At 49.6% G+C, this 26,597-nt stretch carries 20 protein-coding genes and 2 pseudogenes; 7 read left to right on the plus strand and 15 right to left on the minus strand.

All coding sequences use genetic code 11. The features are described from left to right. Window positions 1-52 precede the first annotated feature (52 nt). From ESM_RS0112470 to ESM_RS0112490, 5 genes and pseudogenes are all read right to left on the minus strand, one after another. Window positions 53-913 carry an electron transfer flavoprotein subunit alpha/FixB family protein gene (locus ESM_RS0112470; RefSeq protein WP_001103599.1) on the minus strand — a complete coding sequence of 287 codons (861 nt, stop codon included), beginning with the start codon at window positions 911-913 and terminating at the stop codon, window positions 53-55. Beyond that, window positions 910-1,689, minus strand: a complete 780-nt coding sequence (locus ESM_RS0112475; protein WP_010378495.1) for an electron transfer flavoprotein subunit beta/FixA family protein — start codon at window positions 1,687-1,689, stop codon at window positions 910-912. The genes ESM_RS0112470 and ESM_RS0112475 overlap by 4 nt, the downstream gene beginning before the upstream one ends. Further along, window positions 1,667-3,077, minus strand: a pseudogene (locus tag ESM_RS01000000124815) (MFS transporter). The gene ESM_RS0112475 and the pseudogene ESM_RS01000000124815 overlap by 23 nt, the downstream one beginning before the upstream one ends. 21 nt (window positions 3,078-3,098) lie before the next feature. Continuing rightward, window positions 3,099-4,553 carry an FAD-binding oxidoreductase gene (locus ESM_RS0112485; protein ID WP_000059317.1) on the minus strand — a complete coding sequence of 485 codons (1,455 nt, stop codon included), beginning with the start codon at window positions 4,551-4,553 and terminating at the stop codon, window positions 3,099-3,101. Window positions 4,554-4,622: 69 nt separating this feature from the next. Next, complete coding sequence (locus tag ESM_RS0112490) at window positions 4,623-5,408, minus strand: SDR family oxidoreductase (RefSeq protein ID WP_000021321.1); 786 nt, start codon at window positions 5,406-5,408, stop codon at window positions 4,623-4,625. A gap of 318 nt (window positions 5,409-5,726) precedes the next feature. Here ESM_RS0112490 and ESM_RS0112495 point away from each other — a divergent pair, with 318 nt between their 5' ends. After that, window positions 5,727-7,004, plus strand: coding sequence for an MFS transporter (locus tag ESM_RS0112495; protein ID WP_001164860.1), 1,278 nt, complete (start codon window positions 5,727-5,729; stop codon window positions 7,002-7,004). Between the two features lie 26 nt (window positions 7,005-7,030). Next, on the plus strand, window positions 7,031-8,509 hold the full coding sequence (locus ESM_RS0112500; RefSeq protein WP_000039760.1) for an FGGY-family carbohydrate kinase: 1,479 nt from the start codon (window positions 7,031-7,033) through the stop codon (window positions 8,507-8,509). A gap of 281 nt (window positions 8,510-8,790) precedes the next feature. On the opposite strand, the gene queE is transcribed toward ESM_RS0112500, so the two are convergent. Then, a complete protein-coding gene (gene queE / locus ESM_RS0112505; RefSeq protein WP_001199980.1) occupies window positions 8,791-9,462 on the minus strand; it encodes a 7-carboxy-7-deazaguanine synthase QueE in 672 nt (223 codons plus the stop codon). A gap of 173 nt (window positions 9,463-9,635) precedes the next feature. Here queE and ESM_RS0112510 point away from each other — a divergent pair, with 173 nt between their 5' ends. The 3 genes and pseudogenes from ESM_RS0112510 to ESM_RS0112520 all read left to right on the plus strand — a co-directional run bounded on the left by ESM_RS0112510 (window position 9,636) and on the right by ESM_RS0112520 (window position 12,047). Beyond that, window positions 9,636-10,238, plus strand: coding sequence for a LemA family protein (locus tag ESM_RS0112510; protein WP_000944229.1), 603 nt, complete (start codon window positions 9,636-9,638; stop codon window positions 10,236-10,238). Between the two features lie 13 nt (window positions 10,239-10,251). After that, window positions 10,252-10,923: pseudogene (locus ESM_RS0112515) on the plus strand (TPM domain-containing protein); the annotation flags it as partial. A 221-nt stretch (window positions 10,924-11,144) separates the two neighbouring features. Further along, window positions 11,145-12,047, plus strand: coding sequence for a TPM domain-containing protein (locus ESM_RS0112520; protein ID WP_000609317.1), 903 nt, complete (start codon window positions 11,145-11,147; stop codon window positions 12,045-12,047). A 59-nt stretch (window positions 12,048-12,106) separates the two neighbouring features. On the opposite strand, the gene eno is transcribed toward ESM_RS0112520, so the two are convergent. From eno to rlmD, 5 genes are all read right to left on the minus strand, one after another. After that, window positions 12,107-13,405 carry a phosphopyruvate hydratase gene (gene eno, locus ESM_RS0112525; protein WP_000036723.1) on the minus strand — a complete coding sequence of 433 codons (1,299 nt, stop codon included), beginning with the start codon at window positions 13,403-13,405 and terminating at the stop codon, window positions 12,107-12,109. Between the two features lie 87 nt (window positions 13,406-13,492). Next, entirely contained in the window at window positions 13,493-15,130 is a 1,638-nt protein-coding gene (gene pyrG / locus ESM_RS0112530) for a glutamine hydrolyzing CTP synthase (RefSeq protein ID WP_000210856.1), read from the minus strand. A 227-nt stretch (window positions 15,131-15,357) separates the two neighbouring features. Next, window positions 15,358-16,149, minus strand: coding sequence for a nucleoside triphosphate pyrophosphohydrolase (gene mazG / locus ESM_RS0112535; protein WP_001071626.1), 792 nt, complete (start codon window positions 16,147-16,149; stop codon window positions 15,358-15,360). A 95-nt stretch (window positions 16,150-16,244) separates the two neighbouring features. Beyond that, on the minus strand, window positions 16,245-18,479 hold the full coding sequence (gene relA, locus ESM_RS0112540) for a GTP diphosphokinase (protein WP_000226792.1): 2,235 nt from the start codon (window positions 18,477-18,479) through the stop codon (window positions 16,245-16,247). A 47-nt stretch (window positions 18,480-18,526) separates the two neighbouring features. Beyond that, the gene (gene rlmD, locus ESM_RS0112545; RefSeq protein ID WP_000046776.1) at window positions 18,527-19,828 is read right to left on the minus strand and encodes a 23S rRNA (uracil(1939)-C(5))-methyltransferase RlmD; all 1,302 of its coding nucleotides are present in this window, start codon (window positions 19,826-19,828) and stop codon (window positions 18,527-18,529) included. Window positions 19,829-19,884: 56 nt separating this feature from the next. On the opposite strand from rlmD, the gene barA reads away from it, so the two are divergent. After that, the gene (barA, locus tag ESM_RS0112550; RefSeq protein ID WP_000186435.1) at window positions 19,885-22,641 is read left to right on the plus strand and encodes a two-component sensor histidine kinase BarA; all 2,757 of its coding nucleotides are present in this window, start codon (window positions 19,885-19,887) and stop codon (window positions 22,639-22,641) included. Between the two features lie 267 nt (window positions 22,642-22,908). Here barA and ESM_RS0112555 read toward each other — a convergent pair whose 3' ends face one another. From ESM_RS0112555 to syd, 4 genes are all read right to left on the minus strand, one after another. Next, window positions 22,909-23,358 (minus strand): flavodoxin, encoded by a 450-nt coding sequence (locus ESM_RS0112555; protein ID WP_000807727.1) that lies wholly within the window; start codon window positions 23,356-23,358, stop codon window positions 22,909-22,911. A 17-nt stretch (window positions 23,359-23,375) separates the two neighbouring features. Beyond that, window positions 23,376-24,158 (minus strand): tRNA pseudouridine(65) synthase TruC, encoded by a 783-nt coding sequence (gene truC, locus ESM_RS0112560; RefSeq protein ID WP_000889990.1) that lies wholly within the window; start codon window positions 24,156-24,158, stop codon window positions 23,376-23,378. Next, window positions 24,158-24,487, minus strand: a complete 330-nt coding sequence (locus ESM_RS0112565; RefSeq protein ID WP_000206974.1) for a YqcC family protein — start codon at window positions 24,485-24,487, stop codon at window positions 24,158-24,160. The genes truC and ESM_RS0112565 overlap by 1 nt, the downstream gene beginning before the upstream one ends. 620 nt (window positions 24,488-25,107) lie before the next feature. Continuing rightward, window positions 25,108-25,653, minus strand: a complete 546-nt coding sequence (gene syd, locus ESM_RS0112575; protein ID WP_000342441.1) for a SecY-interacting protein — start codon at window positions 25,651-25,653, stop codon at window positions 25,108-25,110. Between the two features lie 67 nt (window positions 25,654-25,720). On the opposite strand from syd, the gene queF reads away from it, so the two are divergent. Next, window positions 25,721-26,569 (plus strand): NADPH-dependent 7-cyano-7-deazaguanine reductase QueF, encoded by an 849-nt coding sequence (gene queF / locus ESM_RS0112580; protein WP_000100401.1) that lies wholly within the window; start codon window positions 25,721-25,723, stop codon window positions 26,567-26,569. Window positions 26,570-26,597 lie beyond the last annotated feature (28 nt).

The raw sequence follows: 26,597 nt of genomic DNA on the forward strand, positions 1-26,597 counted from the left end.
GCGTCTTATCAGGCCTACAAGTCCCTGACCCAGAACCGCATCCGCCAGTACGTTATTGGCAATCTGCGTGAATATTTGTCACCAGTGCCTCCAGCACCGCTTTCCAGTCATCCACCACGCCAACATCTGCCTGTGAAAAAACAGCCGCGCTGGCGTCATGATTCACAGCCACCACAAACTGGCTATTACGCACACCTGCCATTAACGCTGCCGCGCCGGACGCCCCGGCAACAATGCAAATCTCTGGCGCCAGCAAGTGCCCGGAAATTCCAATCACTTTTTCCGCATCAAAACCACCATTCATTACTCGCGCCCGACTGTAGCCCACTTCGGCGCCCAGCTTTTCAGCCAGCGTAGCGATGTCATGGCTATCAGCCTCGCCGCCCTGCCCTACCACCAGCACCCGTCTGGCTTCTACTAATGGGTCACGGGTAGTATTTTTCAGGTTTTCGATGCTAACAAACCAGTCTGGAAGTGCGCCAGGGACAATGTTTAGTTGCTGCATACCAGATGGCAACATTGCGTTTTTCGCAGCTCCAGCCTGGCGCGCCAGAGAAAGGCATAGCGGACGTTTTTCTGTTTGCAGCGTCGCCGTCAGCGCATTTCCCCAGTGGGATTTGCGCACGCTTGCTGTCGGTATATCCAACGAAATGATCTGGCAGATGCTGGTGCCATGTAAACGCCAGGCCAGTCGGGTCGCCAGTTCATCGCCAGACGCCCCCGGAGGGAAGAGCACAAATTCCGCAGGTGTTCGCTGCCACTGTTCCACGAGCGCATCCAGCACCTGTTCCGCCACTACGGGCTGAGGTTCAATCTGCCAGTGCGTCAGTGTACAACCGCTGAAATCCTGTTCTGCCAGCCAGCCTGCGATAGCTGCATTGTCCTGATTTATTGTCACTATTACGACATTCATGGCTGCATCCTCTGGCGCAAATAATCCCGCCACAGTATTTGTGCTTTTTCTTCTGCTGTTTGCCCATCAATCAACGTCGCGCCACGTCGTTGCTCCGGCCTTTCCAGTTGCAGGCACTGTATCGCTGACGATTCGGCGGCGAGAGTTTCGCGTAAAATTTCTGCTTTCCCTGCCACCATACGCTGGCGCATTCCCGGTACAGGCAAAGCGACTTCGCCACACTGGCGCACGGCAATGACCGCAGGCAAGCGTACCCGGCAACAGCGCAGCCCGTTTTCAGTACGCTGTTCGAGAGTGATAAATGGCGCGTCGAGTGTGAAACGCTCCACCAGGGTAAAACAGGGCCAGGCCAGTATTTCCGCCAGCAAAAACGGCGTTTGCCCGTTCTGCCCCTCGCTGCTTTGGCAGCCGGTAATAATCAGCTCCATCGGATTCTGGTGCTGCCATTCGGCAATATGGCGAGCAACAAATTCCGGCGCAAAACGCAGATCTGCCGCAGTCTCCAGCAATACTGCTTCCTCAAACCCAAGAGCCGTGAAATAGCGAAGCCAATGCAACGCCCGTTCATCCCCCATGCTCAACGCGGTTAAAGTCATCGGCGTGCCGCTTTTTCTCTGCGCCAATAGAATTGCGGCGGCGGCCTGTTCATCAGCACCGGGTAAACTTCGCAACAGTGAAACATCCGGCCCATAATTTGCCGTAGCAGCAGCCTGCCACTCTTTTTCCGCCAGCATTCCGGCATCCGGTTCGGCTTTAAACGCTAACAGAATGTTCATTCGCACCTCCGACATTTCCCGCCGCAACCAGCGGGAGAGCTTTAGTTTCTGGAGCCCATAGCCAGGTCACAACAAAACCAACCAATAGCACGATGGCCAGTAACAATAAGGTGGCCTGCATTCCCCACTGCGCCAGAACCCACGGCAACAAACCGGTGCTAATTGCCGCGCCAAGTCTACTCATGGCGGTCGCAAAACCGACGCCCAGAGAGCGGATATCAGTAGGAAAACTTTCGGCAGGTAGAATGCCAACCAGATTGCTGACCGCCGAAATGGTGGTGCTGAAGAGAATAAAAAGCAGCAGCGTTAACGAACTGCCGGAAGGCAAACAGGCCATCACCATCAGCGTGGCCGCCAGCAGCAAAAAGCTCCCCAGTAAAAATTTGCGATGGGCTAACAAGTGGGTCAACACTAACCCTAATAACGCGCCAACAATTAACAAGGCATTGAGCATCAGGCTGGCGGTCAGCGCATCTTCCAGACCAATAGTCTGGGCGATAGTCGGCAGCCAGGTATAAATCACAAACCACGGGATCACGAGGCAGACAAAGAACACGCTGTTAAATACCGTGCGCCGCCAGTAACGCGAAGAGAACAAGGTTTTGATGTGCTTAGTGGTGGCCGTTGCCACTTCATCGCCCAGTAATACATGAGAGCCAAAGTAACGATGCACAATGGCATGAGCTTCTGCAAAACGCCCCTGTCGCAGCAGCCAGCGCGGCGATTCCGGTGTCGCCCCAACGTAACAACGTAATCAACAGCGCGGGCAGAGCTGTTGATGCCAAAAGCCATCGCCAGGCCTCCGGACTTTCTGAAATAAAGTGATGTCCGGCAATACTTGCCAGCACATAACCCACCGTCCACACCACGCTGAACGCGCCCAGCAAAACACCGCAGTGGCGGCGCGGGGAAAATTCTGCCAGCAAGGTATGCCCCACAGAGTAATCACCACCCAGCCCAATGCCGATCAAAATGCGCAAACCAATCAGGTGCTCCGGCGTGGTGGCAAAATATTGTAAAAACGAAGCGAGCGTAATCAGCAAAAAGCTGAAAGTGAAGATTTTTTGCCGCCCGATATGGTCGGAGATCCAGCCCAAAACCAGGCTGCCGATAAACAGGCCAAGTAGCGCTGAGCCACCAATCATTCCCGCCATAAACGGTGTCAGTTGCATGGCTGGAGTAAGCTGAATAATGGCGTAACCAATGACGCCGAGGACATAACCGTCAGTCAGGTGCGCGCCGAAAGTAAGCGCAGCAATGCGACAGTGAAAACGGTTAAGTGGTAAATCATCCATTCGCACCGGTGAAGTGTTCATCTTTACCCCTTCATTGTCCGGTAATAAGAACGGCTTCTCGCTTGAGAAGCCGAAAAGGCAACGCCCCGACATCACAGGACGCTGCCTGACACATTATTTTTCAATCGGATAGATAGTACCCGTGTTCATAATGCCGTTAGGATCGAACTGCTTTTTCAGCCCTTCCAGCAACGCCCACGCGCTGCCGTGTTCCAGTTTGCTCCAGTGAACGCGATGTTTACCAATGCCGTGGTGATGCACCATCGAACCACCGAGGCGAATGGTTTCTTCACAGATGATTTTGTTGAGCGGGTTGTGGTACTTGTCGATTTCCTCTTCCGGTTTGCAGTCAACAACGTTGTAGTCGTAAACGAAGTACATGTTGGTACCGTTTTGGTAGCTGTGAGAAGAGTGACCGCCCAGCATAGTGATGTCGTCGGCGTGCGGGAACTCGGTACGAATACGGTTAATGACGTTTTCATAGATTTCGTGAATACAACTCCAGCAGCCGGACACTTCGGTGGTAAAGCCCATGTTGCCGGTTTTGAGGATCTGCACACGTTCGGCGGCCACTTTATCCGGCCCCCAGTTCAGGTTGTTGAACCAGGTTTCGATCAGTTTGCTGTCCACACGCTGGCACTGCGGGTAACGCGCCACGATTTCGGCAATTCCTTCGCCTGTCGCCTGCGCAATACGTGGGTTACCCTCGGCCATAAAGATCAGCACGCATTTACCATCAGCAAAATGAGTGAAGTGTTGCGTGCCATCTTCAGCATCATACAAACGAGCAATCGACGGGCGATACCCTTCCACCATGATTTCACGCAGGATGTTGAAACCGGTTTTCATGTCTTCCAGCACATAGCCGTAGAAGAGATTGTTTTCCGGGGTGAATTTGAAGATTTTCACTGTAACTTCAGTGATATAGCACAGTGCACCTTCGTTACCAATAATGATGTGACGAATGTCCGGACCAGCCGCGCGACGTGGAACGTTTTTAATGCGCGTCACGGTGCCATCTGCCAGTACCGCTTCCAGGCCAACGACCATATCTTCAATTGCGCCGTAAAGTGTGGAGAACTGCCCAATACTGCGGGTTGCCACCAGGCCACCCATCTGCGCCAGCGGTTTTGACTGCGGAGAATGCCCCGTGGTGTAGCCTTTTTCACGCAACGCGTTTTCCAGCACCTCCAGCGGAACGCCACATTGCGCCGTGGCCTGCATATTCTCAATATCAATATTAATGATTTGATTCATGGCGGAGCCGTCGAGCACCACCGAGTTTTCTACGACAGTTTCCAGCCCACCTTCGGTGGCGGAAGCGCCGGTACGCGGCACACCGTTAATTTTGTGCGCATTCATAAAATTCAGCACGCGGGACACTTGCTCTGTGGAACCGAGTTTTACGACCGCTGCCGGAATAGGCAAAGTATAAATACCATGAATATCCGGAAATTTACGAAAACGGTCAATACTGTTTTTCTTTAATACAGTTTCATCGGTAATTACGCGATCTGCACCAACAATTTCCTTTAGCTGGTCGACAATCGCTGCGCGAGATAAAGACATAATAAATCCTTTCTGATAATAAAAATGGAATAGTCATTAATAAAAGAAAACAGAAACCACCGTTATGGATTAGCGCACTAAATAACCACCATCAACCACCAGCAAATGACCATTCACATAATTCGATGCCGGGCTTGCGAGGAATACGGCTGCGCCCATTAAATCCTGTGTATCGCCCCAACGATTTGCCGGAATATGATCAAGAACGCGCTGATTTGTTTCTGGATTGCTGCGTGTCGCCAGCGTAATATCGGTTGCATAATAACCAGGGGCAATACCATTTACCTGAATATTATATTGACCTAATTCATCGCAATAGGCTTTAGTGAATCCAGCAAGTGCGTGTTTAGTTGCAGAATATGCTGGAGACCATTGCCCGCCCAGGTAAGAAAACAATGAACAGATATTAATGATTTTACCGCTTTTTTGCGGGATCATAATTTTTGCCGCTTCGTAACTCAGCTCAAAAGCGGCTGTCAGGTTCACATCAATCATCGGGTCCCAGTCGGCACGGCCGAAGTCCAGCACCTTATTCAGCTTACAAATACCTGCGTTATTGACCAGAATGTCGACAGTGCCAAAACGCTCACAACAGGCAGCGATTATCTTCTGCGGCGCGCCTTCTGCGGTGATATCCACCTGCATGAAGTCCACTTCAACGCCTTGTTTTTCAATCATTTCCTTCGTTTCGCCATTATCTTTGACGAAGCTTGGAATAAAGATATTTGCACCTGCTTTTGCCAGTGCCATCGCAAATGCCTGGCCTAAACCACTATTCCCGCCGGTAACAATTGCAGTTTTACCTTTCAGGGAGAAAAAATCCATTGAGAACGCATTGAGTGATTCGATTGACATAGTTAGCTCCAATTTCCGTAAGGCAAAAAAAAAGAAAGGTAACTTCCCCCGCGAGAGGGAAGTTACCTTTCTCATTATCTCTGGTAACTGGCGATAATTTTTAGCATAAGGGCATAGTCGCTAATGTGATCATACTCACAGAGTATTACTCGTATAATCAAATAATTTTAAAAAGCAGAAGCGTGATTACTCTCACACAACACCTCTGTTTTCCATGTTATTTCTTATCGCAATTACTAGAGACCTGAGAAAAGTAATCCTCCTGAAAAGGCGGCTTACTTTTCTCTTTTTTTTGTCTATTACAAATGGGAATACGATATGCAACACAGCTCATATCGACGTTGGATAACCCTCGCGATAATTAGTTTTAGCGGCGGAGTTAGTTTTGACCTAGCTTATTTACGTTATATTTATCAAATTCCCATGGCGAAATTTATGGGATTCAGCAATACCGAGATAGGTTTAATTATGAGCACCTTTGGTATTGCCGCCATTATTCTTTATGCGCCCAGCGGGGTTATTGCCGATAAATTTTCACATCGCAAAATGATTACTTCCGCGATGGTAATTACCGGATTATTAGGCCTGATAATGGCAACGTATCCACCATTATGGGTCATGCTCTGTATTCAGGTTGCCTTTGCGATAACGACTATTTTAATGCTGTGGTCGGTGTCGATTAAAGCCGCCTCGTTGCTTGGTGACCATAGCGAACAAGGGAAAATCATGGGCTGGATGGAAGGACTGCGCGGCGTCGGTGTAATGTCGCTGGCAGTGTTTACCATGTGGGTCTTTTCCCGCTTCGCCCCGGATGACAGCGCCAGCCTGAAAACGGTCATTATCATCTACAGCGTGGTTTACATCTTGTTGGGGATTCTGTGCTGGTTTTTTGTTAGCGATAACAACAGCCTGCGTAGTACCCATAACGAAGAAAAACAGTCATTCCAGCTTAGCGACATCCTGGCCGTTTTGCGTATCAGTACAACCTGGTATTGCAGCATGGTGATTTTTGGGGTCTTCACCATCTACGCCATTCTGAGTTACTCCACCAACTATCTGACCGAAATGTATGGCATGTCGCTGGTGGCGGCGAGCTACATGGGGATCGTGATCAACAAAATCTTCCGCGCACTGTGCGGCCCACTTGGCGGCATTATCACCACCTACAGCAAAGTGAAATCCCCTACCCGCGTGATCCAAATTCTTTCCGTGGTCGGCCTGCTGGCACTCACTGCCCTACTCATGACTAACTCTAACCCGCAATCGGTCGCGATGGGGATTGGCCTGATTTTACTACTGGGATTCACCTGCTACGCCTCACGCGGGCTGTACTGGGCCTGCCCCGGCGAAGCGAGAACACCATCTTACATTATGGGCACCACGGTAGGTATTTGTTCGGTGATTGGCTTCCTGCCTGATGTCTTTGTTTACCCGATTATCGGTTACTGGCAGGACACCCTGCCCGCAGCAGAAGCCTACCGCAACATGTGGCTGATGGGCATGGCGGCGCTCGGCATGGTGATCGTCTTTACCTTTTTGCTGTTCCAAAAAATTCGTACTGCTGATAGCGCCCCCGCAACGGCTAACAGCAAGTAAGCCCAGAACATTACAGGAGAAAAATCATGTCGAAGAAATACATCATAGGGATTGATGGCGGAAGTCAGAGTACAAAAGTGGTGATGTACGATCTGCAAGGCAACATAGTTTGCGAAGGCAAAGGTTTATTACAGCCGATGCACACGCCGGATGCCGATACCGCAGAACATCCTGACGACGATTTATGGGCATCATTATGTTTTGCCGGTCACGATTTAATGAGCCAGTTTGCCGGGAATAAAGAAGATATTGTTGGCATCGGCTTGGGATCAATCCGTTGCTGCCGTGCCTTACTGAAAGCTGACGGTACACCCGCCGCACCACTGATTAGCTGGCAGGATGCGCGAGTTACGCGCCCTTACGAACACACGAATCCTGACGTGGCGTATGTCACTTCTTTTTCGGGCTATCTGGCGCACCGCTTAACAGGCGAGTTTAAAGACAATATCGCCAACTATTTTGGCCAGTGGCCGGTGGATTATAAAACCTGGGCCTGGAGTGAAGATGCCGCGGTAATCGAGAAGTTTAATATCCCCCGCCATATGCTTTTTGGCGTACAAATGCCGGGGACCGTTCTCGGGCATATCACACCACAAGCAGCACTGGCGACACATTTCCCGGCAGGACTGCCGGTAGTTTGTACCACCAGTGATAAACCGGTAGAAGCATTAGGAGCCGGATTGCTGGACGATGAAACGGCGGTGATTTCCTTAGGCACCTATATCGCGCTGATGATGAATGGCAAAGCACTGCCGAAAGACCCGGTAGCGTACTGGCCGATTATGTCTTCTATTCCAGAAACATTGCTGTATGAAGGTTACGGTATTCGCAAAGGGATGTGGACGGTAAGTTGGTTGCGCGACATGTTGGGCGAGTCGTTAATTCAGGATGCCAGAGCACAGGATCTTTCGCCGGAAGATTTGCTCAACAAAAAAGCCTCTTGCGTGCCACCTGGCTGTAATGGGTTGATGACGGTGCTGGACTGGCTGACCAACCCGTGGGAACCGTACAAACGCGGAATTATGATCGGCTTTGATTCCAGTATGGATTACGCATGGATTTATCGTTCGATTCTGGAAAGCGTGGCGCTGACGCTGAAGAACAATTACGACAATATGTGTAATGAAATGAATCACTTTGCGAAGCATGTGATCATTACTGGCGGCGGTTCAAACAGCGATCTGTTTATGCAAATTTTTGCCGACGTGTTCAATCTTCCGGCAAGACGTAACGCCATTAACGGGTGCGCTAGTTTGGGAGCGGCTATCAACGCGTCTGTAGGGCTTGGCTTGTACCCGGATTACGCAACGGCTGTTGACAAAATGGTTCGCGTGAAAGACATCTTTATGCCTGTTGAGAGCAACGCCAGACGTTACGACGCGATGAATAAAGGCATTTTCAAAGACCTAACCAAACACACTGATGTGATCCTGAAAAAATCGTATGAAGTGATGCATGGAGAATTGGGCAATGTGGACGCTATTCAAAGCTGGTCTAATGCGTAAGTGAAGAAGACCGGGCGGGAAACCGCCCGCTCTGAGCATACCTGAATGGTTACCTCTAAACATAACCTGTTATTAATTAATGATTTTTCAAGCCAGTTCCAATCTACCAAAATTTGTAGCGATGATTTTTACTCCAGTGAAAAATTAACACTACGGACTTTGTTTTGGTTTGCAATGACGAGTCCGGAAAAACCAGAAGAGAACAATCAGAAGAGGCAAAAATATAAATGGGTGGAATTCTTTACAGGTTCCACCCATTTATAACGCTTATAAATATTTAATCAGGCAATATTCAAATATTTATGCGTTTGCATCGACAAACGCCAGTTCCGCGCAATACAGGTATCGATACATAAACGCGTGGCATCTTCTTTCTGACTAATTGGCTGAAGTGCAATTACTCGCGGTTTATCATCAGTCAGCGTTGCCAGCAATTCATCCAGTGCTTCAATATCCCGTACACGCCCAACCGGATGTTTGATTTCATTGGCGCGTTCCAGCGCCTGCGACAACACTTCATAGCCGCCGCGCATGTTCAGTTTTGGCGACACGGTAACCCAGGTGTTCGGTGTACAACGTACTTCGTGAGTACCGCTGGTTTCTATCTGGCAGCTAAAACCGTTCTTTTCAAGCAAGTCAGTCAATGGCAGCAAATCATGAATGCAAGGTTCACCACCCGTAATCACTACGTGACGCGCGGTATATCCCTGACGACTTATGACCGCTAACAAATCTTCGCTGCTTGCTGCGCCCCACTTATCACTCTCTTTGGTTTTCGCCAAAATACTGAAAAGAGAAACTTCCCGATCCTCAAGTTTTTCCCACGTGTGTTTGGTATCACACCAGGCACAGCCGACCGGGCATCCCTGTAAACGAATAAAAATGGCGGGGACGCCGGTAAAGTAACCCTCACCTTGCAGGGTCTGGAACATCTCGTTAATCGGGTACTGCATAGCATTCTCTGTAAAGTGGATAATTGTTAATTATTGCAGATCCTACCGCAATATTCATGCTTTATTAACATTCTGTTACACGCGGGTTTAAGATAAAAAGGCGAAACAGATCATTAATAAAAAAATGAAACAACGTATTATTCCCCGGGGAATTAAACAAAAGGGATTTAAACATGCTCAGAATATTCATCGTACTTATATTTATTTTCAATTTATCAGGTTGTGGATATAATGATATTCAAACTTATGACGAACAAGTCAATTCATCCTGGTCAGAAGTTCTGAATCAGTATCAACGTCGTGCCGACCTTATTCCTAATCTTGTCGCCAGTATTAAAGGTTATTCCAGCTATGAAAAAGAAGTGTTGGAAGCCGTAACATTAGCGCGTAGCCAGGCTATCAGGGCCAGTAGCGATTTACAGCAAGCGCCAGGCGATGAGCAAAAGCTACAAACCTGGCAACAAGCTCAGGCGCAACTGACTCGTACACTCGGCCAGTTAACGATTATCAGTGAACGTTATCCTGAATTAAAGGCCCAGGAACTCTATCAAAATTTGATAGTACAGCTCGAAGGAAGTGAAAACCGCATTGCCGTTGCGCGAGGAAGATACATTAAAGCTATTGAACAATATAATGTCACTATCCGCAAATTCCCCGCTGTATTAACCGCAAAAATAATGGATTACACCGCAAAGAAAAATTATTTGCCGGATGATGTCGCCGCAGTGAGTAAAGCACCAACAATAGATTTTAGCCAAAATCCTAATATTCATTAAGCGGGCAATCCTTATGCGAATTTTTATCTTTCTTCTGGCTTTCTTCTGTCCATCGGCGTTTGCTACGCAAATTCCAGTACCTGAATTACCTGTGTATGTGAATGACGTAACAGGTACATTGACGAACAGCGAAATAAATGCTCTTGCTGGTCAGATTAAAAACCTGACGCAAAGAAATCTGGCGCAAATGGTGGTGTTAGTAGTTGACACAACAGGCGATGAAACTATCGAGCAGTACGCTACGCGGGTATTCGATAGCTGGAAACCAGGTGATAAAGACCGCGATGATGGTGTTCTACTGTTAGTCGCCTGGCAGGATCATACCGTGCGTATTGAAATCGGTTACGGACTGGAAGGCCTTATTACAGATGCACAGTCCGGACAAATTATTCGCAACAGTATTATTCCAGCATTTAAAAATGGCGACCTTGCTGGCGGCTTACAAAAAGGAATAAACGATATTGAAAGTCGTCTGGCAGAGAATACTTTATCAACTATAACACCGACCGATCACTTCTTACCTTTTAGCGGCTGGTGGGCTTTGTTGGTCTGGGCAATAGTATTGACCTTTATTTCCGCCAGGGGATATATCAAAACGCTGGGAGTAATTTGCTTTGCTGCCATAGTGCTGGCCTTTGTGCTTCCCATTGCTGGATATAGCGGGAGCTGGGGAGCGCTTATCACATTATTATGCTTCTCCACACCGTTCCTTATTATTGTTATTTCTTTTACCCCTTTCGGAAAAAAGGTACGTAATTTAATGCGTAGTGCCAACCGACCATCACGCCATACCAGAAGTAATTATAACTCCAGAGATTCGTCATCATCATCGTCCTCTTCTTTCGACAATGACAATTTCAGCGGCGGTGGCGGTTCATCTGGTGGCGGTGGCGCTTCAGGGCGCTGGTGATCAATATGCGCTTAATCCTTTTTCTACTCATATTGTGGTGCGTTCCTGTGTTTGCCCAGCAAATGGCTGTACCGGAACTACACCAACAGGTGACAGATCTTACTGATACGTTAAGTTCATCTGAGCAACAATCTCTGACACTACAGTTGCAGAAGATTGCACAGAATACGCAGGCGCAGGTCGCTATATTAGTGGTGCCATCCACTGGTGAAGATACCATTGAACAATATGCAACACGCGTTTTTGATAGCTGGAAGTTGGGCGATGCACAGCGCAACGATGGTATTTTACTTCTGGTTGCCTGGGAAGATCATGCTGTCCGTATAGAAGTGGGCTACGGGCTGGAAGGGGTGGTTACCGACCTGCAAGCGGCAAAGATTATCCGTGTTATATTGATCCCCGCGTTCAAAAACGATGATCTTATTGGAGGGTTGACACTGGCCAGCGAAAATATCGGCGCGCTTCTGTTGAATGGTGAATTACCGGAAGGCAGCGGAAATCATTACAGTATCAAAATTCCAATTCCATTATCGGTCGCTGTAATTATTTTACTGGCAGTACTTTCGTATTTTATTATTTTTACCGATCCATCAAATCTACCGTGGATTGCACTCACCGGCGCAATTTACGGGATGGTATTCCTCTATGTTGCCGAGCCCGGAGCATGGACGAATTTAATCGTTGCTTGCAGTATGTTAACGCCTTTTGCGATCGTACCTCTGCTTATCTTCTGGCTTCTGGTGAATAAAAAGTTACGCGCCAAATATAAGAAGCTCAGTAAAGAAAGAGCTTCAAGAAAAGGTTCTTCTTCATCCTCTTCCGGTGGAGGCTCAAGTGGCGGCGGATTTAGCGGCGGGGGTGGTTCTTCTGGCGGCGGCGGCGCGTCCGGCCGCTGGTAACTCAACCATAAAAAATGCCAGCCCGAAGGCTGGCATTTTTAAATCAGATAAAGTCAGACTTATGCCTGGCCTTTGATCTCTTTACGACCGTTGTACGGTGCTTTTTCGCCCAGAGCTTCTTCAATACGAATCAGTTGGTTGTATTTAGCAACACGGTCAGAACGGCTCATAGAACCCGTTTTGATCTGGCCTGCAGCAGTACCAACAGCCAGGTCAGCGATGGTAGCGTCTTCAGTTTCACCAGAACGGTGAGAGATTACTGCAGTGTAGCCAGCGTCTTTCGCCATCTTGATTGCAGCCAGAGTTTCGGTCAGAGAACCGATCTGGTTGAATTTGATCAGGATGGAGTTAGCGATGCCTTTTTCGATACCTTCTTTCAGGATCTTGGTATTGGTTACGAACAGGTCGTCACCAACCAACTGGATTTTGTCGCCCAGAACTTTGGTCTGGTATGCGAAACCGTCCCAGTCAGACTCGTCCAGACCATCTTCGATGGAAACGATCGGGTACTGTTTGGTCAGTTCTTCCAGGAAGTGAGTGAATTCTTCAGAGGTGAAAGCTTTGTTGCCTTCGCCAGCCAGAACGTATTTACCGTCTTTGTAGAATTCAGAAGCTGCGCAGTCCATCGCCAGAGTGATGTCTTTGCCCAGTTCATAGCCAGCAGCTTTAACAGCTTCAGCGATAACAGCCAGAGCTTCAGCGTTGGAACCCAGGTTCGGCGCATAGCCACCTTCGTCACCAACAGCAGTGTTCATACCTTTCGCTTTCAGAACTTTTGCCAGGTGATGGAAAACTTCAGAACCCATGCGGATGGCTTCTTTCACAGTTTTCGCGCCAACCGGCTGAATCATGAATTCCTGAATATCAACGTTGTTGTCAGCGTGCTCACCACCGTTGATGATGTTCATCATCGGAACCGGCATGGAGTATTTGCCCGGAGTACCGTTCAGTTCAGCGATGTGCTCGTACAGCGGCATACCTTTAGCAGCCGCGGCAGCTTTGGCGTTAGCCAGAGATACAGCCAGGATTGCGTTTGCGCCGAATTTGGATTTATTTTCAGTGCCGTCCAGGTCGATCATGATCTTGTCAATGCCAGCCTGATCTTTGGCATCTTTGCCAATCAGCGCCTGAGCGATCGGGCCGTTAACCGCAGCAACAGCTTTGGTTACGCCTTTGCCCAGGAAACGGGATTTGTCACCATCGCGCAGTTCCAGTGCTTCACGGGAACCAGTAGAAGCACCTGACGGAGCAGCCGCCATACCGACGAAACCACCCTCCAGGTGTACTTCGGCTTCAACAGTCGGGTTACCACGGGAGTCGATGATTTCACGACCGATGATTTTTACGATTTTGGACATTAGGGTTTCCTCAAGTCACTAGTTAAACTAAAACTCCAGACAAACAACGCGTACCCTGGGTACGCGTTGCCGTTCTAACTTTTTTACTTACTTCGCCTGACGTTTCTGGAACTCGCTGGCGGCTTTTACAAAGCCAGCAAACAGCGGGTGACCATCACGTGGAGTAGAAGTAAACTCCGGATGGAACTGACAAGCCACGAACCACGGGTGATTCGGAACTTCGATGATCTCGACCAACTGATCATCCCCGGAACGGCCCGCAACGCGCAGACCTGCATCTTCAATCTGTTTCAACAGCATGTTGTTGACTTCGTAACGGTGACGATGACGTTCAACAATTGTCGGCGCATTGTACAGTTGGCGAACCAGGCTATCGTCAACCAACTGGCACTGCTGCGCGCCAAGACGCATGGTGCCACCGAGATCACTATTCTCGCTACGAACTTCAACGTTGCCGTTTTCATCACGCCACTCGGTAATCAGCGCCACAACCGGGTACTTACAGTCTGGCACAAATTCCGTAGAGTTGGCGTTCTCCATGTTGGCAACATGGCGAGCATAATCAATTAACGCCACCTGCATACCCAGGCAAATACCCAGATAAGGAATATTGTTCTCACGCGCAAAGCGCGCGGTAGTAATCATGCCCTCTACGCCACGGTAACCGAAACCACCAGGTACGAGGATCGCATCCAGGCCTTTAAGGATTTCAACACCGCGTGTTTCAACATCTTGTGAATCGATCAGTTTGATGTTGACGCTAACACGATTTTTCAGCCCGCCGTGTTTCAGTGCTTCAATCACGGATTTATAAGCGTCCGGCAGTTCAATGTACTTGCCGACCATACCGATAGTGACTTCACTTACCGGATTCGCTTCTTCAAAGATAACCTGTTCCCATTCGGACAGATTAGCTTCCGGGCAGTTCAAGCTGAATCGTTTACAAATATAATCGTCCAGCCCCTGAGATTTCAACAGGCCTGGAATTTTATAGATAGAATCGACGTCTTTCAGAGAAATAACCGCTTTTTCCGGAACATTACAGAACAATGCAATCTTCGCACGTTCGTTCGCCGGAACGGCGCGATCTGAACGACAAATCAGGATATCAGGCTGGATGCCGATAGAAAGCAGCTCTTTTACAGAGTGCTGAGTCGGCTTGGTTTTGACTTCACCAGACGCAGCCATGTACGGCACCAGGGTCAGGTGCATGAACAGCGCGTGTTCACGACCAATATCAACAGCTAACTGGCGAATCGCTTCAAGGAACGGCAGGGATTCGATGTCACCGACAGTACCGCCGATTTCGACCAGAACCACGTCGTGGCCTTCACCGCCGGCAAGAACGCGTTCTTTAATAGCGTTAGTAATGTGCGGGATAACCTGTACGGTTGCGCCCAGATAGTCGCCACGGCGTTCTTTACGCAGAACGTCAGAATAGATACGACCCGTGGTGAAGTTGTTGCGGCGGCTCATTTTGGTGCGAATGAAACGCTCGTAGTGCCCCAGGTCCAGGTCGGTTTCAGCGCCGTCTTCAGTAACGAACACTTCCCCGTGTTGGATTGGGCTCATAGTACCTGGATCGACGTTGATGTACGGATCCAGTTTCATGATGGTCACATTGAGGCCACGGGCTTCAAGAATGGCTGCGAGGGAGGCTGCGGCAATGCCTTTACCCAGAGAGGATACGACCCCGCCGGTCACAAAAATATAGTTCGTTGTCATGCTGAACCTGAGAAGTTAGGTTGAAAAGACGATGGAATAACCAGGACGGGAAAGCAGTATACCCGAACATGACCTGTGCCACAAACTTTCATTATCCCTCCTCTTCGCCAGCGCACAATTGAAATCAGGAGTGAGAAAATAGCCCCTTTGGGGTAAATGTTTTTGACGCAAATCAAGCGCTTGTCATTTAAAAAATGACACAAATCGCGCTTGACCGTGTAATTTCCTTAGAGATCAATTTCCTGCCGTTTTACCTGCTGCCAGACTTCTTCCATTGTTTCGAGGTCAACACCTGTCATTTCCAGTCCACGCGCGGCAACAATCCGCTCCACTTCGCGAAAACGACGCTCAAATTTTTCGTTAGCTTTTTGTAGCGCAATCTCTGCTTTCGTCCCTAAATGGCGGGCCAGATTGACCGTCGCAAACAGCAGGTCGCCCATTTCCTCCTCCAGTTTAGCCTGGTCCACTACAGCCTGCCGCGCCTCGTACATGACCTCGTCAATCTCTTCGTAAACTTTATCGACCACCGGGCCAAGCGTCGTCCAGTCGAAGCCAACGTTGGCGCAGCGTTTCTGGATTTTTTGCGCACGCATTAAGGCCGGTAAACTGCGAGGAATATCGTCCAGCGCTGAATGTTGCGCCTTCTGCGCGCGCTCTTCGGTTTTGATCTGCTCCCAACGGGCAAGAACTTCACTGCTGTTATCGGCAGAACTGTCAGCAAAAACATGCGGATGGCGGCGCTCTAACTTATCGCTGATCGCCGCGCAAATATCATTAAAGTCAAAGCGCCCTTCTTCCTGGGCCATTTGCGCGTAAAACACCACCTGGAACAGCAAATCGCCCAGTTCACCGCGCAGATCGTCAAAGTCTTCGCGGGCAATGGCATCCAGCACTTCATAAGTTTCTTCAAGGGTATAAGGTGCAATAGAAGCGAATGTCTGCTCTTTGTCCCACGGACAGCCGTTTTCCGGGTCACGAAGACGCTGCATGATAGTGAGCAAACGGTCGATTTGATTCATTGGAATGTCCTGAAAATTGCGGGTCTGTCAGGTGTAACACCTTCGAGTAAAGGATATCGTCGGATACGGCTGACGCCATATCCGGCTATGTAAGATTAATTCCCGTGCAGTCGTCTTGCATCGATAACATCTGGCACCTGATTGAGTTTACCCAGCACGCGCCCCAGCACTTGCAGGTTATAAATCTCAATGGTCATATCGATGGTCGCCAGTTGCTGTTTCGTGTCGCTGCGGCTGGCAACGCCAAGCACATTCACCTTCTCATTGGCGAGAATAGTGGTGATATCACGCAACAATCCACTACGATCATTGGCCTGCACGCGAACCACCAGCGAGTAACCAGCGGAGTAGCTCTCGCCCCATACCGCGTCAACAATTCGTTCCGGCGCATGGGAGCGCAGTTCCGCCAGTTGTTCGCAATCGGCGCGGTGTACGGAGATCCCGCGGCCCTGGGTAATGAAACCGACAATCTCATCGCCAGGAATCGGCTGGCAGCAACGCGCGATGTGGTGCATCAGGTTGCCCACGCCTTCTACCACTACACGACCGTTATCTTTACTGCGGTTTTGTGGTGTATAGCTTTTTTGCTGAAGCTGTTTCAGTGCGGCGGCGTCCTGCTCTTCGGCGCTCGGCTTATTAAATTGCGATTGCAGGAAGTTGACCATCTGATTGAGACGGATATCCCCGCCACCAATCGCCGCCAACAACTCGTCGACGTCATTGAAGTTGTAACGCGGCAGCAGATATTTTTCTGCTTCCTTCAGACTGATCCCCAGATGTTCCAGTTCGTCGTCAAGGATTTGCCGTCCTGCCAGAATATTTTTGTCACGATCCTGTTTACGGAACCAGGCGTGAATTTTCGAACGCCCGCGGCTGGTTGTAACATAACCCAGGTTTGGGTTTAACCAGTCACGGCTGGGATTCGGCTGTTTCTGGGTGATAATTTCAATCTGGTCACCCATCTGCAACTGGTAGGTGAATGGCACAATGCGCCCGCCAATTTTTGCCCCGATGCAGCGGTGCCCGACATCGCTATGGATGTGGTAAGCGAAATCCAGCGGCGTTGATCCCGCAGGCAGATCAACAACATCACCTTTCGGCGTAAACACATATACCCGATCATCAAAGACCTGACTGCGTACTTCGTCGAGCATTTCGCCAGAATCAGCCATCTCTTCCTGCCACGCAATCAGTTTACGCAGCCAGGCAATCCGGTCTTCATGTCCCGAACGTGCGCCGCCAGCAGCCGCGCCTTCTTTGTATTTCCAGTGCGCAGCAACACCCAACTCTGCATCTTCATGCATCTGTTTGGTGCGGATTTGGATCTCAACGGTTTTGCCGCCCGGCCCCAACACTACGGTATGAATAGACTGATAACCGTTCGGTTTCGGGTTCGCAACGTAATCATCGAACTCATCCGGCAAGTGGCGATAGTGGGTGTGCACTATGCCCAGCGCGGCGTAACAATCCTGCAAACGTTCCGCGACGATACGCACCGCACGAACATCAAACAGCTCATCAAAGGCGAGGTTCTTTTTCTGCATTTTGCGCCAGATGCTGTAGATGTGTTTTGGGCGGCCATACACTTCAGCTTTAACGCCTTCAGCTTTCATCTCTGCACGCAGATGCCCCACAAACTCTTCAATGTAGTGTTCGCGGTCGAGGCGGCGCTCATGCAGCAGTTTTGCAATACGTTTGTACTCGGTCGGGTGGAGGTAACGGAAGCAGTAATCTTCCAGTTCCCATTTCAGTTGCCCAATCCCAAGACGGTTCGCCAGCGGCGCGTAGATATTGGTGCACTCTTTTGCCGCCAGCACGCGTTCATCTTCCGGCGCATCTTTTACTTCGCGCAGATGGGCAATTCGCTCCGCCAGTTTGATGACCACGCAACGGAAGTCATCGACCATCGCCAGCAACATCCGGCGAACGTTATCGACCTGTTCGGAGGAAACAGAATCGGTGTGCGTTGCTTTCAGTTGGCGGATTGCCGCCATATCGCGCACACCGTGAATAAGATTAACGACCGACTTACCGACACTCTCGCGCAGTACGTCTTCGCTGACGACGTTTGCATCGGCCAGAGGGAACAGCAGCGCAGCCCGCAGCGTGTCAATGTCCATACTTAATGTCGAGAGGATCTCCACCATCTCGACACCACGCCACAACAGCAAACTGGCATCCGGATGCCCCTGCGTCTGCTGCAGACAATACGCCCAGGTTTCGGCTAAGCACTCACACGACTTCTGGCTGGCAATGCCCAGACTTGCGATCCATTTTTCCGGATCAAATTCACCAGCCTTATTGATATGTGCACTTCTTACCGCAACCATCGTCCTCTCCTTTAGGGACCTGACCTGCTGAAATCAGCAAATCGTAACTATTTAACGCGCGAGAAAAGTACCATCGATTCCAGATGCCCCGTGTGTGGGAACATATCCAGCATCGCCAACCGCGCAATGGTATATCCTGCTTTTAATAACGCCTCGCTATCCCGAGCCAGCGTCGCAGGGTTACAGGATACATAAACTATACGAATAGGTTCCAGTTTTATAATTTGTTGCATAACGCCTGCTGCACCAGCACGCGCCGGGTCCAGCAACACTTTATCAAAGCCGTTTTTTGCCCACGGCTGCTTTGTGACATCATCTTCAAGATTTTCGTGATAAAACGTCACATTATGTAAGCGATTAAGACTCGCGTTCTGCTGGCCTTTTTCCACCAGCGCCGGAACCCCTTCCACACCAACAACACTTGCCGCACGGGTCGCTAACGGCAGCGTAAAATTGCCCATACCACAGAACAGATCCAGCACACGATCATCAGGCTGAACATCCAGCCACTCCAGCGCTCGCGCCACCATTTTCTGGTTCACACCCGCATTGATCTGAATAAAATCACGCGGACTAAAGGTTAAGCGCAACCCGTTTGAGTCATACCAGGGCATCTCGCCAGAGACGGTTTCGAGTATCTCACTATCGGGGGCGAGATACAGATCCAGGCCTTCAGAATGCGAAAAGCGTTCCAGTTTTTCGCGATCTGCCAAACTTAGCGGTGCGGTATGGCGTAAAATCATCAGCAGGCCGCTGGTTGCCTGCACCAGTTCAACATGACCAAGATGGCGCATAGCTTGTAAGCTGTCCAGGCATGCCCTGACTTTGGGCAACAACGCTTCAAGTTGGGGCACTAAAATAGGGCATTGTTTAACGTCGACAATGTCACTGGAACCCGCTTTGCGAAATCCCATCTGGAGTTGTTGTTTTTTCGGTAGATAGTTCAGACTTAAACGCGCGCGACGGCGATAACCCCAGGGGACATCGTCGATCACTTCAGAGACGTCGTGTTTCATTAACCGGGCGAGTGCTGCGCTTTTGCTACGCTGCTGGAGTTCGACGCTGGCGTGTTGTTGCTGACAGCCGCCGCATACGCCAAAATGAGGGCAGCGTGGCGTTTTGCGTTCCGGGCTGTCGCTTAACCTGCGCACGACCTTAGCGCGGGCGTACTGTTTTTTATCTTCAGTAACAGTAACTTCCGCGTTTTCCGGCGGTAGTAATCCAGGAATAAATAACGCTTTGCCGTTATGTCGCGCCACGCCCTGACCAAAAGAGTCGAGGTCGTTGACTGAAACGGTTATGATCTGACGCGTCGTCGCGCGTCGTTTTGCAGAGTAGAATTGCGCCATTGGCGAGACTTTCTCAATTTAACAGTGTGACCTTAATTGTCCCATAACGGAACTCCATGACCAACTACAGCCTGCGCGCACGCATGATGATTCTGATCCTGGCACCGACCGTCCTTATTGGTTTATTGCTTAGCATCTTTTTCGTCGTGCATCGCTATAACGACTTGCAGCGTCAACTGGAAGATGCCGGTGCCAGCATTATTGAGCCGCTTGCGGTTTCAACGGAATATGGCATGAGCCTGCAAAATCGCGAATCTATTGGTCAATTGATCAGCGTTTTGCATCGTCGCCATTCCGATATTGTTCGTGCCATTTCGGTTTATGATGAAAATAACCGACTTTTTGTCACCTCCAATTTTCATCTTGATCCTTCATCAATGCAGCTCGGCAGCAACGTGCCATTTCCGCGCCAACTTACTGTCACACGTGATGGCGATATTATGATCCTGCGCACGCCGATTATTTCTGAGAGTTATTCTCCCGACGAATCACCCAGCAGCGATGCCAAAAATAGTCAAAATATGTTGGGATATATTGCTCTTGAGCTGGATCTTAAATCAGTGCGCTTGCAGCAATATAAAGAGATCTTTATTTCTAGCGTGATGATGCTGTTTTGTATTGGTATCGCGCTTATTTTTGGCTGGCGCTTAATGCGCGATGTAACCGGCCCAATTCGCAACATGGTGAATACCGTCGACCGCATCCGCCGAGGGCAACTCGACAGTCGGGTGGAAGGATTTATGCTCGGAGAGTTGGATATGCTGAAAAATGGCATCAACTCGATGGCAATGTCGCTGGCGGCTTATCACGAAGAGATGCAGCACAATATCGACCAGGCGACGTCCGATCTGCGTGAAACGCTGGAACAGATGGAAATTCAGAACGTTGAACTGGATCTGGCGAAAAAACGCGCCCAGGAAGCGGCGCGTATTAAGTCAGAGTTTCTGGCAAACATGTCGCATGAGCTGCGTACACCGTTGAATGGCGTTATTGGTTTTACCCGCCTGACGTTGAAAACAGAATTAACACCAACGCAGCGCGATCACCTCAATACTATTGAACGCTCGGCAAATAATTTGCTGGCAATTATTAATGATGTTCTCGATTTCTCAAAACTGGAAGCAGGCAAGCTGATTCTGGAAAGTATTCCATTCCCACTACGCAGCACGCTGGATGAAGTGGTAACGCTACTGGCGCATTCTTCTCACGATAAAGGACTGGAATTGACGCTCAATATTAAGAGCGACGTGCCCGATAACGTCATTGGCGACCCGCTGCGTTTACAGCAAATAATCACTAACCTGGTGGGGAATGCGATTAAATTCACCGAGAATGGCAACATCGACATTCTGGTAGAAAAACGTGCGCTGAGTAATACCAAAGTACAGATTGAAGTGCAGATCCGTGATACCGGCATTGGTATTCCTGAACGTGATCAATCGCGTTTGTTCCAGGCCTTCAGACAGGCAGATGCCAGTATTTCACGCCGTCATGGCGGCACCGGGCTGGGGCTGGTGATTACGCAAAAACTGGTCAATGAAATGGGCGGCGATATCTCGTTCCATAGCCAGCCGAATCGTGGTTCAACCTTCTGGTTCCATATTAATCTCGATCTGAACCCGAATATTATTATCGAAGGGCCATCCACTCAGTGCCTCGCGGGTAAACGCCTGGCTTATGTCGAACCGAACTCTGCAGCCGCCCAGTGTACGCTGGATATTTTAAGCGAAACACCTCTGGAAGTGGTTTATAGCCCAACGTTCTCCGCGCTGCCTCCTGCACATTACGACATGATTTTGTTAGGGATTGCGGTAACCTTCCGCGAACCGCTGACGATGCAGCATGAGCGGTTGGCGCAAGCGGTGTCAATGACCGATTTTCTGATGCTGGCACTTCCGTGCCATGCACAGGTCAATGCCGAAAAGCTCAAGCAAGATGGTATCGGCGCGTGTCTGCTGAAACCCCTGACGCCTACACGTTTGTTGCCTGTACTGACGGAATTTTGTCATCAAAAGCAAAACACACTTTTGCCTGTTACCGATGAAAGTAAGCTGGCAATGACGGTTATGGCTGTTGATGATAATCCGGCAAACCTGAAACTTATCGGCGCATTGCTGGAAGATATGGTGCAGCATGTTGAGCTGTGCGATAGCGGACATCAGGCGGTTGAACGGGCGAAACAGATGCCGTTCGATTTAATCTTAATGGATATTCAAATGCCGGATATGGACGGCATTCGGGCATGTGAACTCATTCACCAGCTCCCGCATCAGCAGCAAACACCAGTTATCGCGGTAACGGCGCACGCGATGGCCGGGCAAAAAGAGAAACTGCTTGGCGCAGGAATGAGCGATTATCTGGCGAAACCGATTGAAGAAGAGCGGTTGCATAATTTGCTGTTACGTTACAAGCCCGGCAGTGGCATTTCTTCTCGCGTCGTGACGCCAGAAGTGAACGAAATTGTGGTGAATCAGAATGCGACTCTCGACTGGCAACTGGCACTGCGCCAGGCTGCAGGAAAAAACGATCTGGCGCGCGATATGCTGCAAATGTTGCTCGATTTCCTGCCAGAAGTTCGCAACAAAGTTGAAGAACAATTGGTTGGAGAAAACCCGGAAGGCCTGGTTGATTTGATCCATAAACTGCATGGCAGTTGCGGTTATAGCGGCGTACCGCGAATGAAGAATCTCTGCCAACTAATCGAACAACAGCTACGCAACGGTACTAAAGAAGAAGATTTGGAGCCGGAGCTACTGGAACTGTTGGACGAGATGGATAATGTGGCGCGCGAAGCCAGTAAAATTCTCGGTTAATAAACCTCTTGTCGAGTAAAAACCGGCTTCTTTATGAAGCCGGTTTCAGATTGGTGGCAAGTACCTGTGTTTATGCCGAATGCGGCGAGAACGCCTTGCCATGTCTACAACATCATATGAAGTGGTTCACTTGACTCCAGGCAAACGCTAGTAAAAATGCCCCTTAAGAAGGCACATTTACTGGCATTTGCCTGAAAAAATTCGATTCAGCATCGCTGAAACAATATTTTGCCGACCATTAGGTATATCAGCAAAAATAGCGAGGACTCAGGACAACAGCGTGCCCCAATGTTCAACCCACGGGTTTGATTCCGTTTCTGGTTCCGGGGTCTCGCTGGCATCAATCAGCAGCATTTCCCCTACCCGCTGCGCGCTTTGTTCCTGCAACAAAGCATCGAACTGTTTGCCACCATTGCAGAAATTCACATAACTGCTGTCGCCAAGGGCAATCACGCCATAACGCAGGTTCGGCTGGAAACCGAGGTTATCCTTTATTCCCAGAAAGAGCGGCACAATGCTGTCAGGAAGGTCGCCCTGCCCGGTGGTCGAGGTGACTACCAGTACGTACTTGTCCTGATAGGGTAGCCAGTCACTTAACTCTGGATCTTCAAATACCGTTGCTTTGTGTCCTTGCCCGGACAAAATGGCTTCCGCTTCTTCTGCAACTAACAATGCGTTGCCGTACATGGTGCCAACAAAAATACCAATTTCCGCCATACCGTTTTCTCCCTGGATTAGGAACTCATCTCACCATCCTGACCGGATGCCGCGCTGAACTCAACCCTTTCATTTTCAGGAAGTAGACCGCGCCAACCAAACTGTGATAACGCCTGCATCCAGGTGTCGTCCAGACCCGCGTAAATAGTGAGCGGCTCGCCAGTAAAAGGATGCGTCAATGACAACTGGCTGGCATGTAGCATTAACCTCTGCAGGCCGAAATGTTCAGCCCCGCTGCGGTTCTGGCGCAAATCGCCGTGTTTGCTGTCCCCAATGATGGGATGACGCAAATGGGCCAGATGGCGGCGTAGTTGGTGTTTACGTCCAGTTTTCGGCTCCAGTTCCACCAGGCCATAGCGCGTGGTCGGGTAACGTCCAGTCGCCACAGGCATTTCCACCGTCGCCAGACCGCGATAATGCGTTACCGCTGGCTGTGGACCTTTATCTTCGCGGGCATATTTATCAGCGATTTTGTCCAGTTCTTCTACCAGCGGATAATCCAGCTCCGCCTCATCCATCAGCCAGCCACGCACAATCGCATGGTAACGTTTCTGGATTTGGTGCTGTTCAAACTGTTGCGCCAACAGTCGCCCTGCCTCACTGGATAACCCCATCAGCAATACGCCAGAAGTCGGGCGATCCAGACGATGCGCGGTAAAAACATGCTGACCAATCTGGTCACGCACAGTTTGCATCACCACAACTTTCTCGTCGCGATCCAGCCAGCTACGGTGGACCAGCCAGCCGGACGGTTTATTTACCGCCACCAACCATTCATCCTGGTAGAGTATTTCCAACATCAGTTAGCATCATCCGCAAAAAGGGCATCCAGCTTTTCCAGCTCCGCCAGAATAAGCGCTCGTTGCGGGTGATCCGTCGCCAGCGCCATTTCATAGTACGGCGCCACAGCAAATGCCCCTGGTAATGGCTGATTGTTATCTAATAAATCGTGCATCCGCGGGATAAGCACCCACTGCAACCACTCCAACGGTTCCATGGTGTCCATAAAAAACGGTTGGGTACTGTTGAATAGATGCGGCTGGGGTTCATCATTGCGCCAGTGCTGATGTTCACGCAGCAGCGCTTCAAGCGCCTGCAACTGGAAACGAACGCGGTCATGAGTAGTCATAAAGCAGCCTCAAGTAAAAAACTGCCGCGAAGAATAGCAGGAATAAAAAAAGGGAGCACTGTATTCACAGTGCTCCCGATTCGTTTCGCAGCATTCCAGCTACTTTTGTTGCTCCCTGCTCATCCTTGACAACTTTTCCTTTAGCCTTACGGCCAATCGTTCATCCTGAACTATTGCTCCCTGCTCACACCACCCCGATGTGATACTTCATCCTGAAGTGTCCCTGGCCTTCCTGACCCACCGAATCATCCTGACCGGTTCTCATTCTCCATCCTGGAGGTGTCCTTTAACGCGTCCTGCGTTATCCTCTTCGCTTCATCCGGAAGCCTTTCCCTGAAACACCATCCTGGCGTGTCCTTCAGAAGTGTCATCATCCTGATGTTCACTTCATTGTCTGACTCCCTGTCGACGAAGATAGAATCGTCTTTTTCACTGCGTCTTACAAGGAGCTTACAGACAATGCCTTAAGGATAATTTCATATGAAAGTCGAAAAAACAACAATAAGCAATTGATTTCAAATCAAAATATCAAATCTCATCTTATTAAGTATTCGCTTATTTCCTGGCGATCTCCTACAGGGTCTGTAAGAGATCTCTCACAACAAGACGGGGTATTTGGATTACAGAAGAGGCTTAAGTTGGTTGAGGAATTCCGCAAGATTTGAGGCTAAATGCGCCCGTTTACGCGTTCCCAGTGTTTCTTTGCATACTTCGCCTGAGAGATTACACACCGAGATTACCTCCAGCTCTTCTTCCAGCGTCGCGATAAATAGCGTAGGCGGCAGTTTTAGACGTTTCTGAGTAACCAAATGGCCAATCAGATTTTCCTGCACTCGACGGAAGTCATCTTCGCTCCAGGTTTGCAGTAATGTCAGTTTGATATCACCAAACTGCGCATGCATATCCCCGGCAAACTGGGTCGTATAGAAGGTATGAATTGTGGGTTGTATCACAATATCAAACGCCCGTTCAACCGCGTTTACATTTTGCTCACCGGTAAACGGTTGAGGTTGCCAGTATACGGCGTCTTCGGTGGTTGAAATAATGCATGGCGAAGGAACGCCATACAGCTCCTCACTTAACGGCCAGCTTTTATACTGTTCATGCCAGGCATCGCAGTAGCGCGCAGTAAAATCCTTCAGGGCTTGTGCGGTCAAATCGTCCACTAATTTCTCTCTTCACTTAAACCAGATACACTTGTTGTTTAGTTTATCTGGTTTATGACGGTGAAACATGTCTTCTTATGCAAACCATCAGGCACTTGCAGGCCTGACTCTCGGAAAATCAACCGATTACAGGGATACCTATGACGCCAGCCTGCTGCAAGGCGTTCCGCGTAGTCTGAATCGCGATCCACTGGGTCTGAAAGCGGATAACCTGCCTTTTCACGGCGCGGATATCTGGACGCTATATGAGCTTTCCTGGCTAAATGCGAAAGGTTTACCGCAGGTCGCTGTGGGTCATGTTGAACTTGATTACACCAGCGTGAATCTCATTGAGTCGAAGAGTTTTAAGCTCTATCTCAATAGCTTTAATCAGACTCGATTTAACAATTGGGAAGAGGTGCGCCAGACGCTGGAGCGCGATTTAAGTACCTGCGCCCAGGGTAAGGTCAGCGTGGCGTTATATCGACTCGATGAATTGGAAGGCCAGCCAATGGGTCATTTCAATGGCACCTGCATTGATGAGCAGGATATCGCTATCGATAACTATGAATTCACCACTGACTACCTTGAGAATGCCGCCAGCGGTGAAAAAGTGGTGGAAGAGACGCTGGTTAGCCATCTGCTGAAATCAAACTGTCTGATCACCCATCAGCCAGACTGGGGTTCCATTCAAATTCAGTACCGTGGACACAAGATTGATCGGGAAAAACTGCTGCGTTATCTGGTTTCTTTCCGTCATCACAACGAGTTCCATGAGCAATGCGTAGAGCGTATTTTTAATGATCTGCTGCGCTTCTGCCAGCCAGAAAAATTAAGCGTTTACGCTCGTTATACCCGTCGTGGCGGTCTGGACATTAACCCCTGGCGTAGCAATAGTGACTTTGTCCCATCGACTACCCGACTGGTACGACAATAAATTTTTTTTCAGTTTTGCGTGCTGGATT

Origin of the sequence: Escherichia sp. TW09308 (assembly GCF_000208565.1) — a bacterium.
Taxonomy (GTDB): Bacteria; Pseudomonadota; Gammaproteobacteria; order Enterobacterales; family Enterobacteriaceae; genus Escherichia; species Escherichia marmotae.

What these genes read in the sequence shown, in the direction of transcription:
- ESM_RS0112470 (WP_001103599.1), bottom strand. Translation starts at nt 913, where the DNA reads ATGAATGTCGTAATAGTGACAATAAATCAGGACAATGCAGCTATCGCA.
- ESM_RS0112475 (WP_010378495.1), bottom strand. Translation starts at nt 1,689, where the DNA reads ATGAACATTCTGTTAGCGTTTAAAGCCGAACCGGATGCCGGAATGCTG.
- ESM_RS0112485 (WP_000059317.1), bottom strand. Translation starts at nt 4,553, where the DNA reads ATGTCTTTATCTCGCGCAGCGATTGTCGACCAGCTAAAGGAAATTGTT.
- ESM_RS0112490 (WP_000021321.1), bottom strand. Translation starts at nt 5,408, where the DNA reads ATGTCAATCGAATCACTCAATGCGTTCTCAATGGATTTTTTCTCCCTG.
- ESM_RS0112495 (WP_001164860.1), top strand. Translation starts at nt 5,727, where the DNA reads ATGCAACACAGCTCATATCGACGTTGGATAACCCTCGCGATAATTAGT.
- ESM_RS0112500 (WP_000039760.1), top strand. Translation starts at nt 7,031, where the DNA reads ATGTCGAAGAAATACATCATAGGGATTGATGGCGGAAGTCAGAGTACA.
- queE (WP_001199980.1), bottom strand. Translation starts at nt 9,462, where the DNA reads ATGCAGTACCCGATTAACGAGATGTTCCAGACCCTGCAAGGTGAGGGT.
- ESM_RS0112510 (WP_000944229.1), top strand. Translation starts at nt 9,636, where the DNA reads ATGCTCAGAATATTCATCGTACTTATATTTATTTTCAATTTATCAGGT.
- eno (WP_000036723.1), bottom strand. Translation starts at nt 13,405, where the DNA reads ATGTCCAAAATCGTAAAAATCATCGGTCGTGAAATCATCGACTCCCGT.
- pyrG (WP_000210856.1), bottom strand. Translation starts at nt 15,130, where the DNA reads ATGACAACGAACTATATTTTTGTGACCGGCGGGGTCGTATCCTCTCTG.
- mazG (WP_001071626.1), bottom strand. Translation starts at nt 16,149, where the DNA reads ATGAATCAAATCGACCGTTTGCTCACTATCATGCAGCGTCTTCGTGAC.
- relA (WP_000226792.1), bottom strand. Translation starts at nt 18,479, where the DNA reads ATGGTTGCGGTAAGAAGTGCACATATCAATAAGGCTGGTGAATTTGAT.
- rlmD (WP_000046776.1), bottom strand. Translation starts at nt 19,828, where the DNA reads ATGGCGCAATTCTACTCTGCAAAACGACGCGCGACGACGCGTCAGATC.
- barA (WP_000186435.1), top strand. Translation starts at nt 19,885, where the DNA reads ATGACCAACTACAGCCTGCGCGCACGCATGATGATTCTGATCCTGGCA.
- ESM_RS0112555 (WP_000807727.1), bottom strand. Translation starts at nt 23,358, where the DNA reads ATGGCGGAAATTGGTATTTTTGTTGGCACCATGTACGGCAACGCATTG.
- truC (WP_000889990.1), bottom strand. Translation starts at nt 24,158, where the DNA reads ATGTTGGAAATACTCTACCAGGATGAATGGTTGGTGGCGGTAAATAAA.
- ESM_RS0112565 (WP_000206974.1), bottom strand. Translation starts at nt 24,487, where the DNA reads ATGACTACTCATGACCGCGTTCGTTTCCAGTTGCAGGCGCTTGAAGCG.
- queF (WP_000100401.1), top strand. Translation starts at nt 25,721, where the DNA reads ATGTCTTCTTATGCAAACCATCAGGCACTTGCAGGCCTGACTCTCGGA.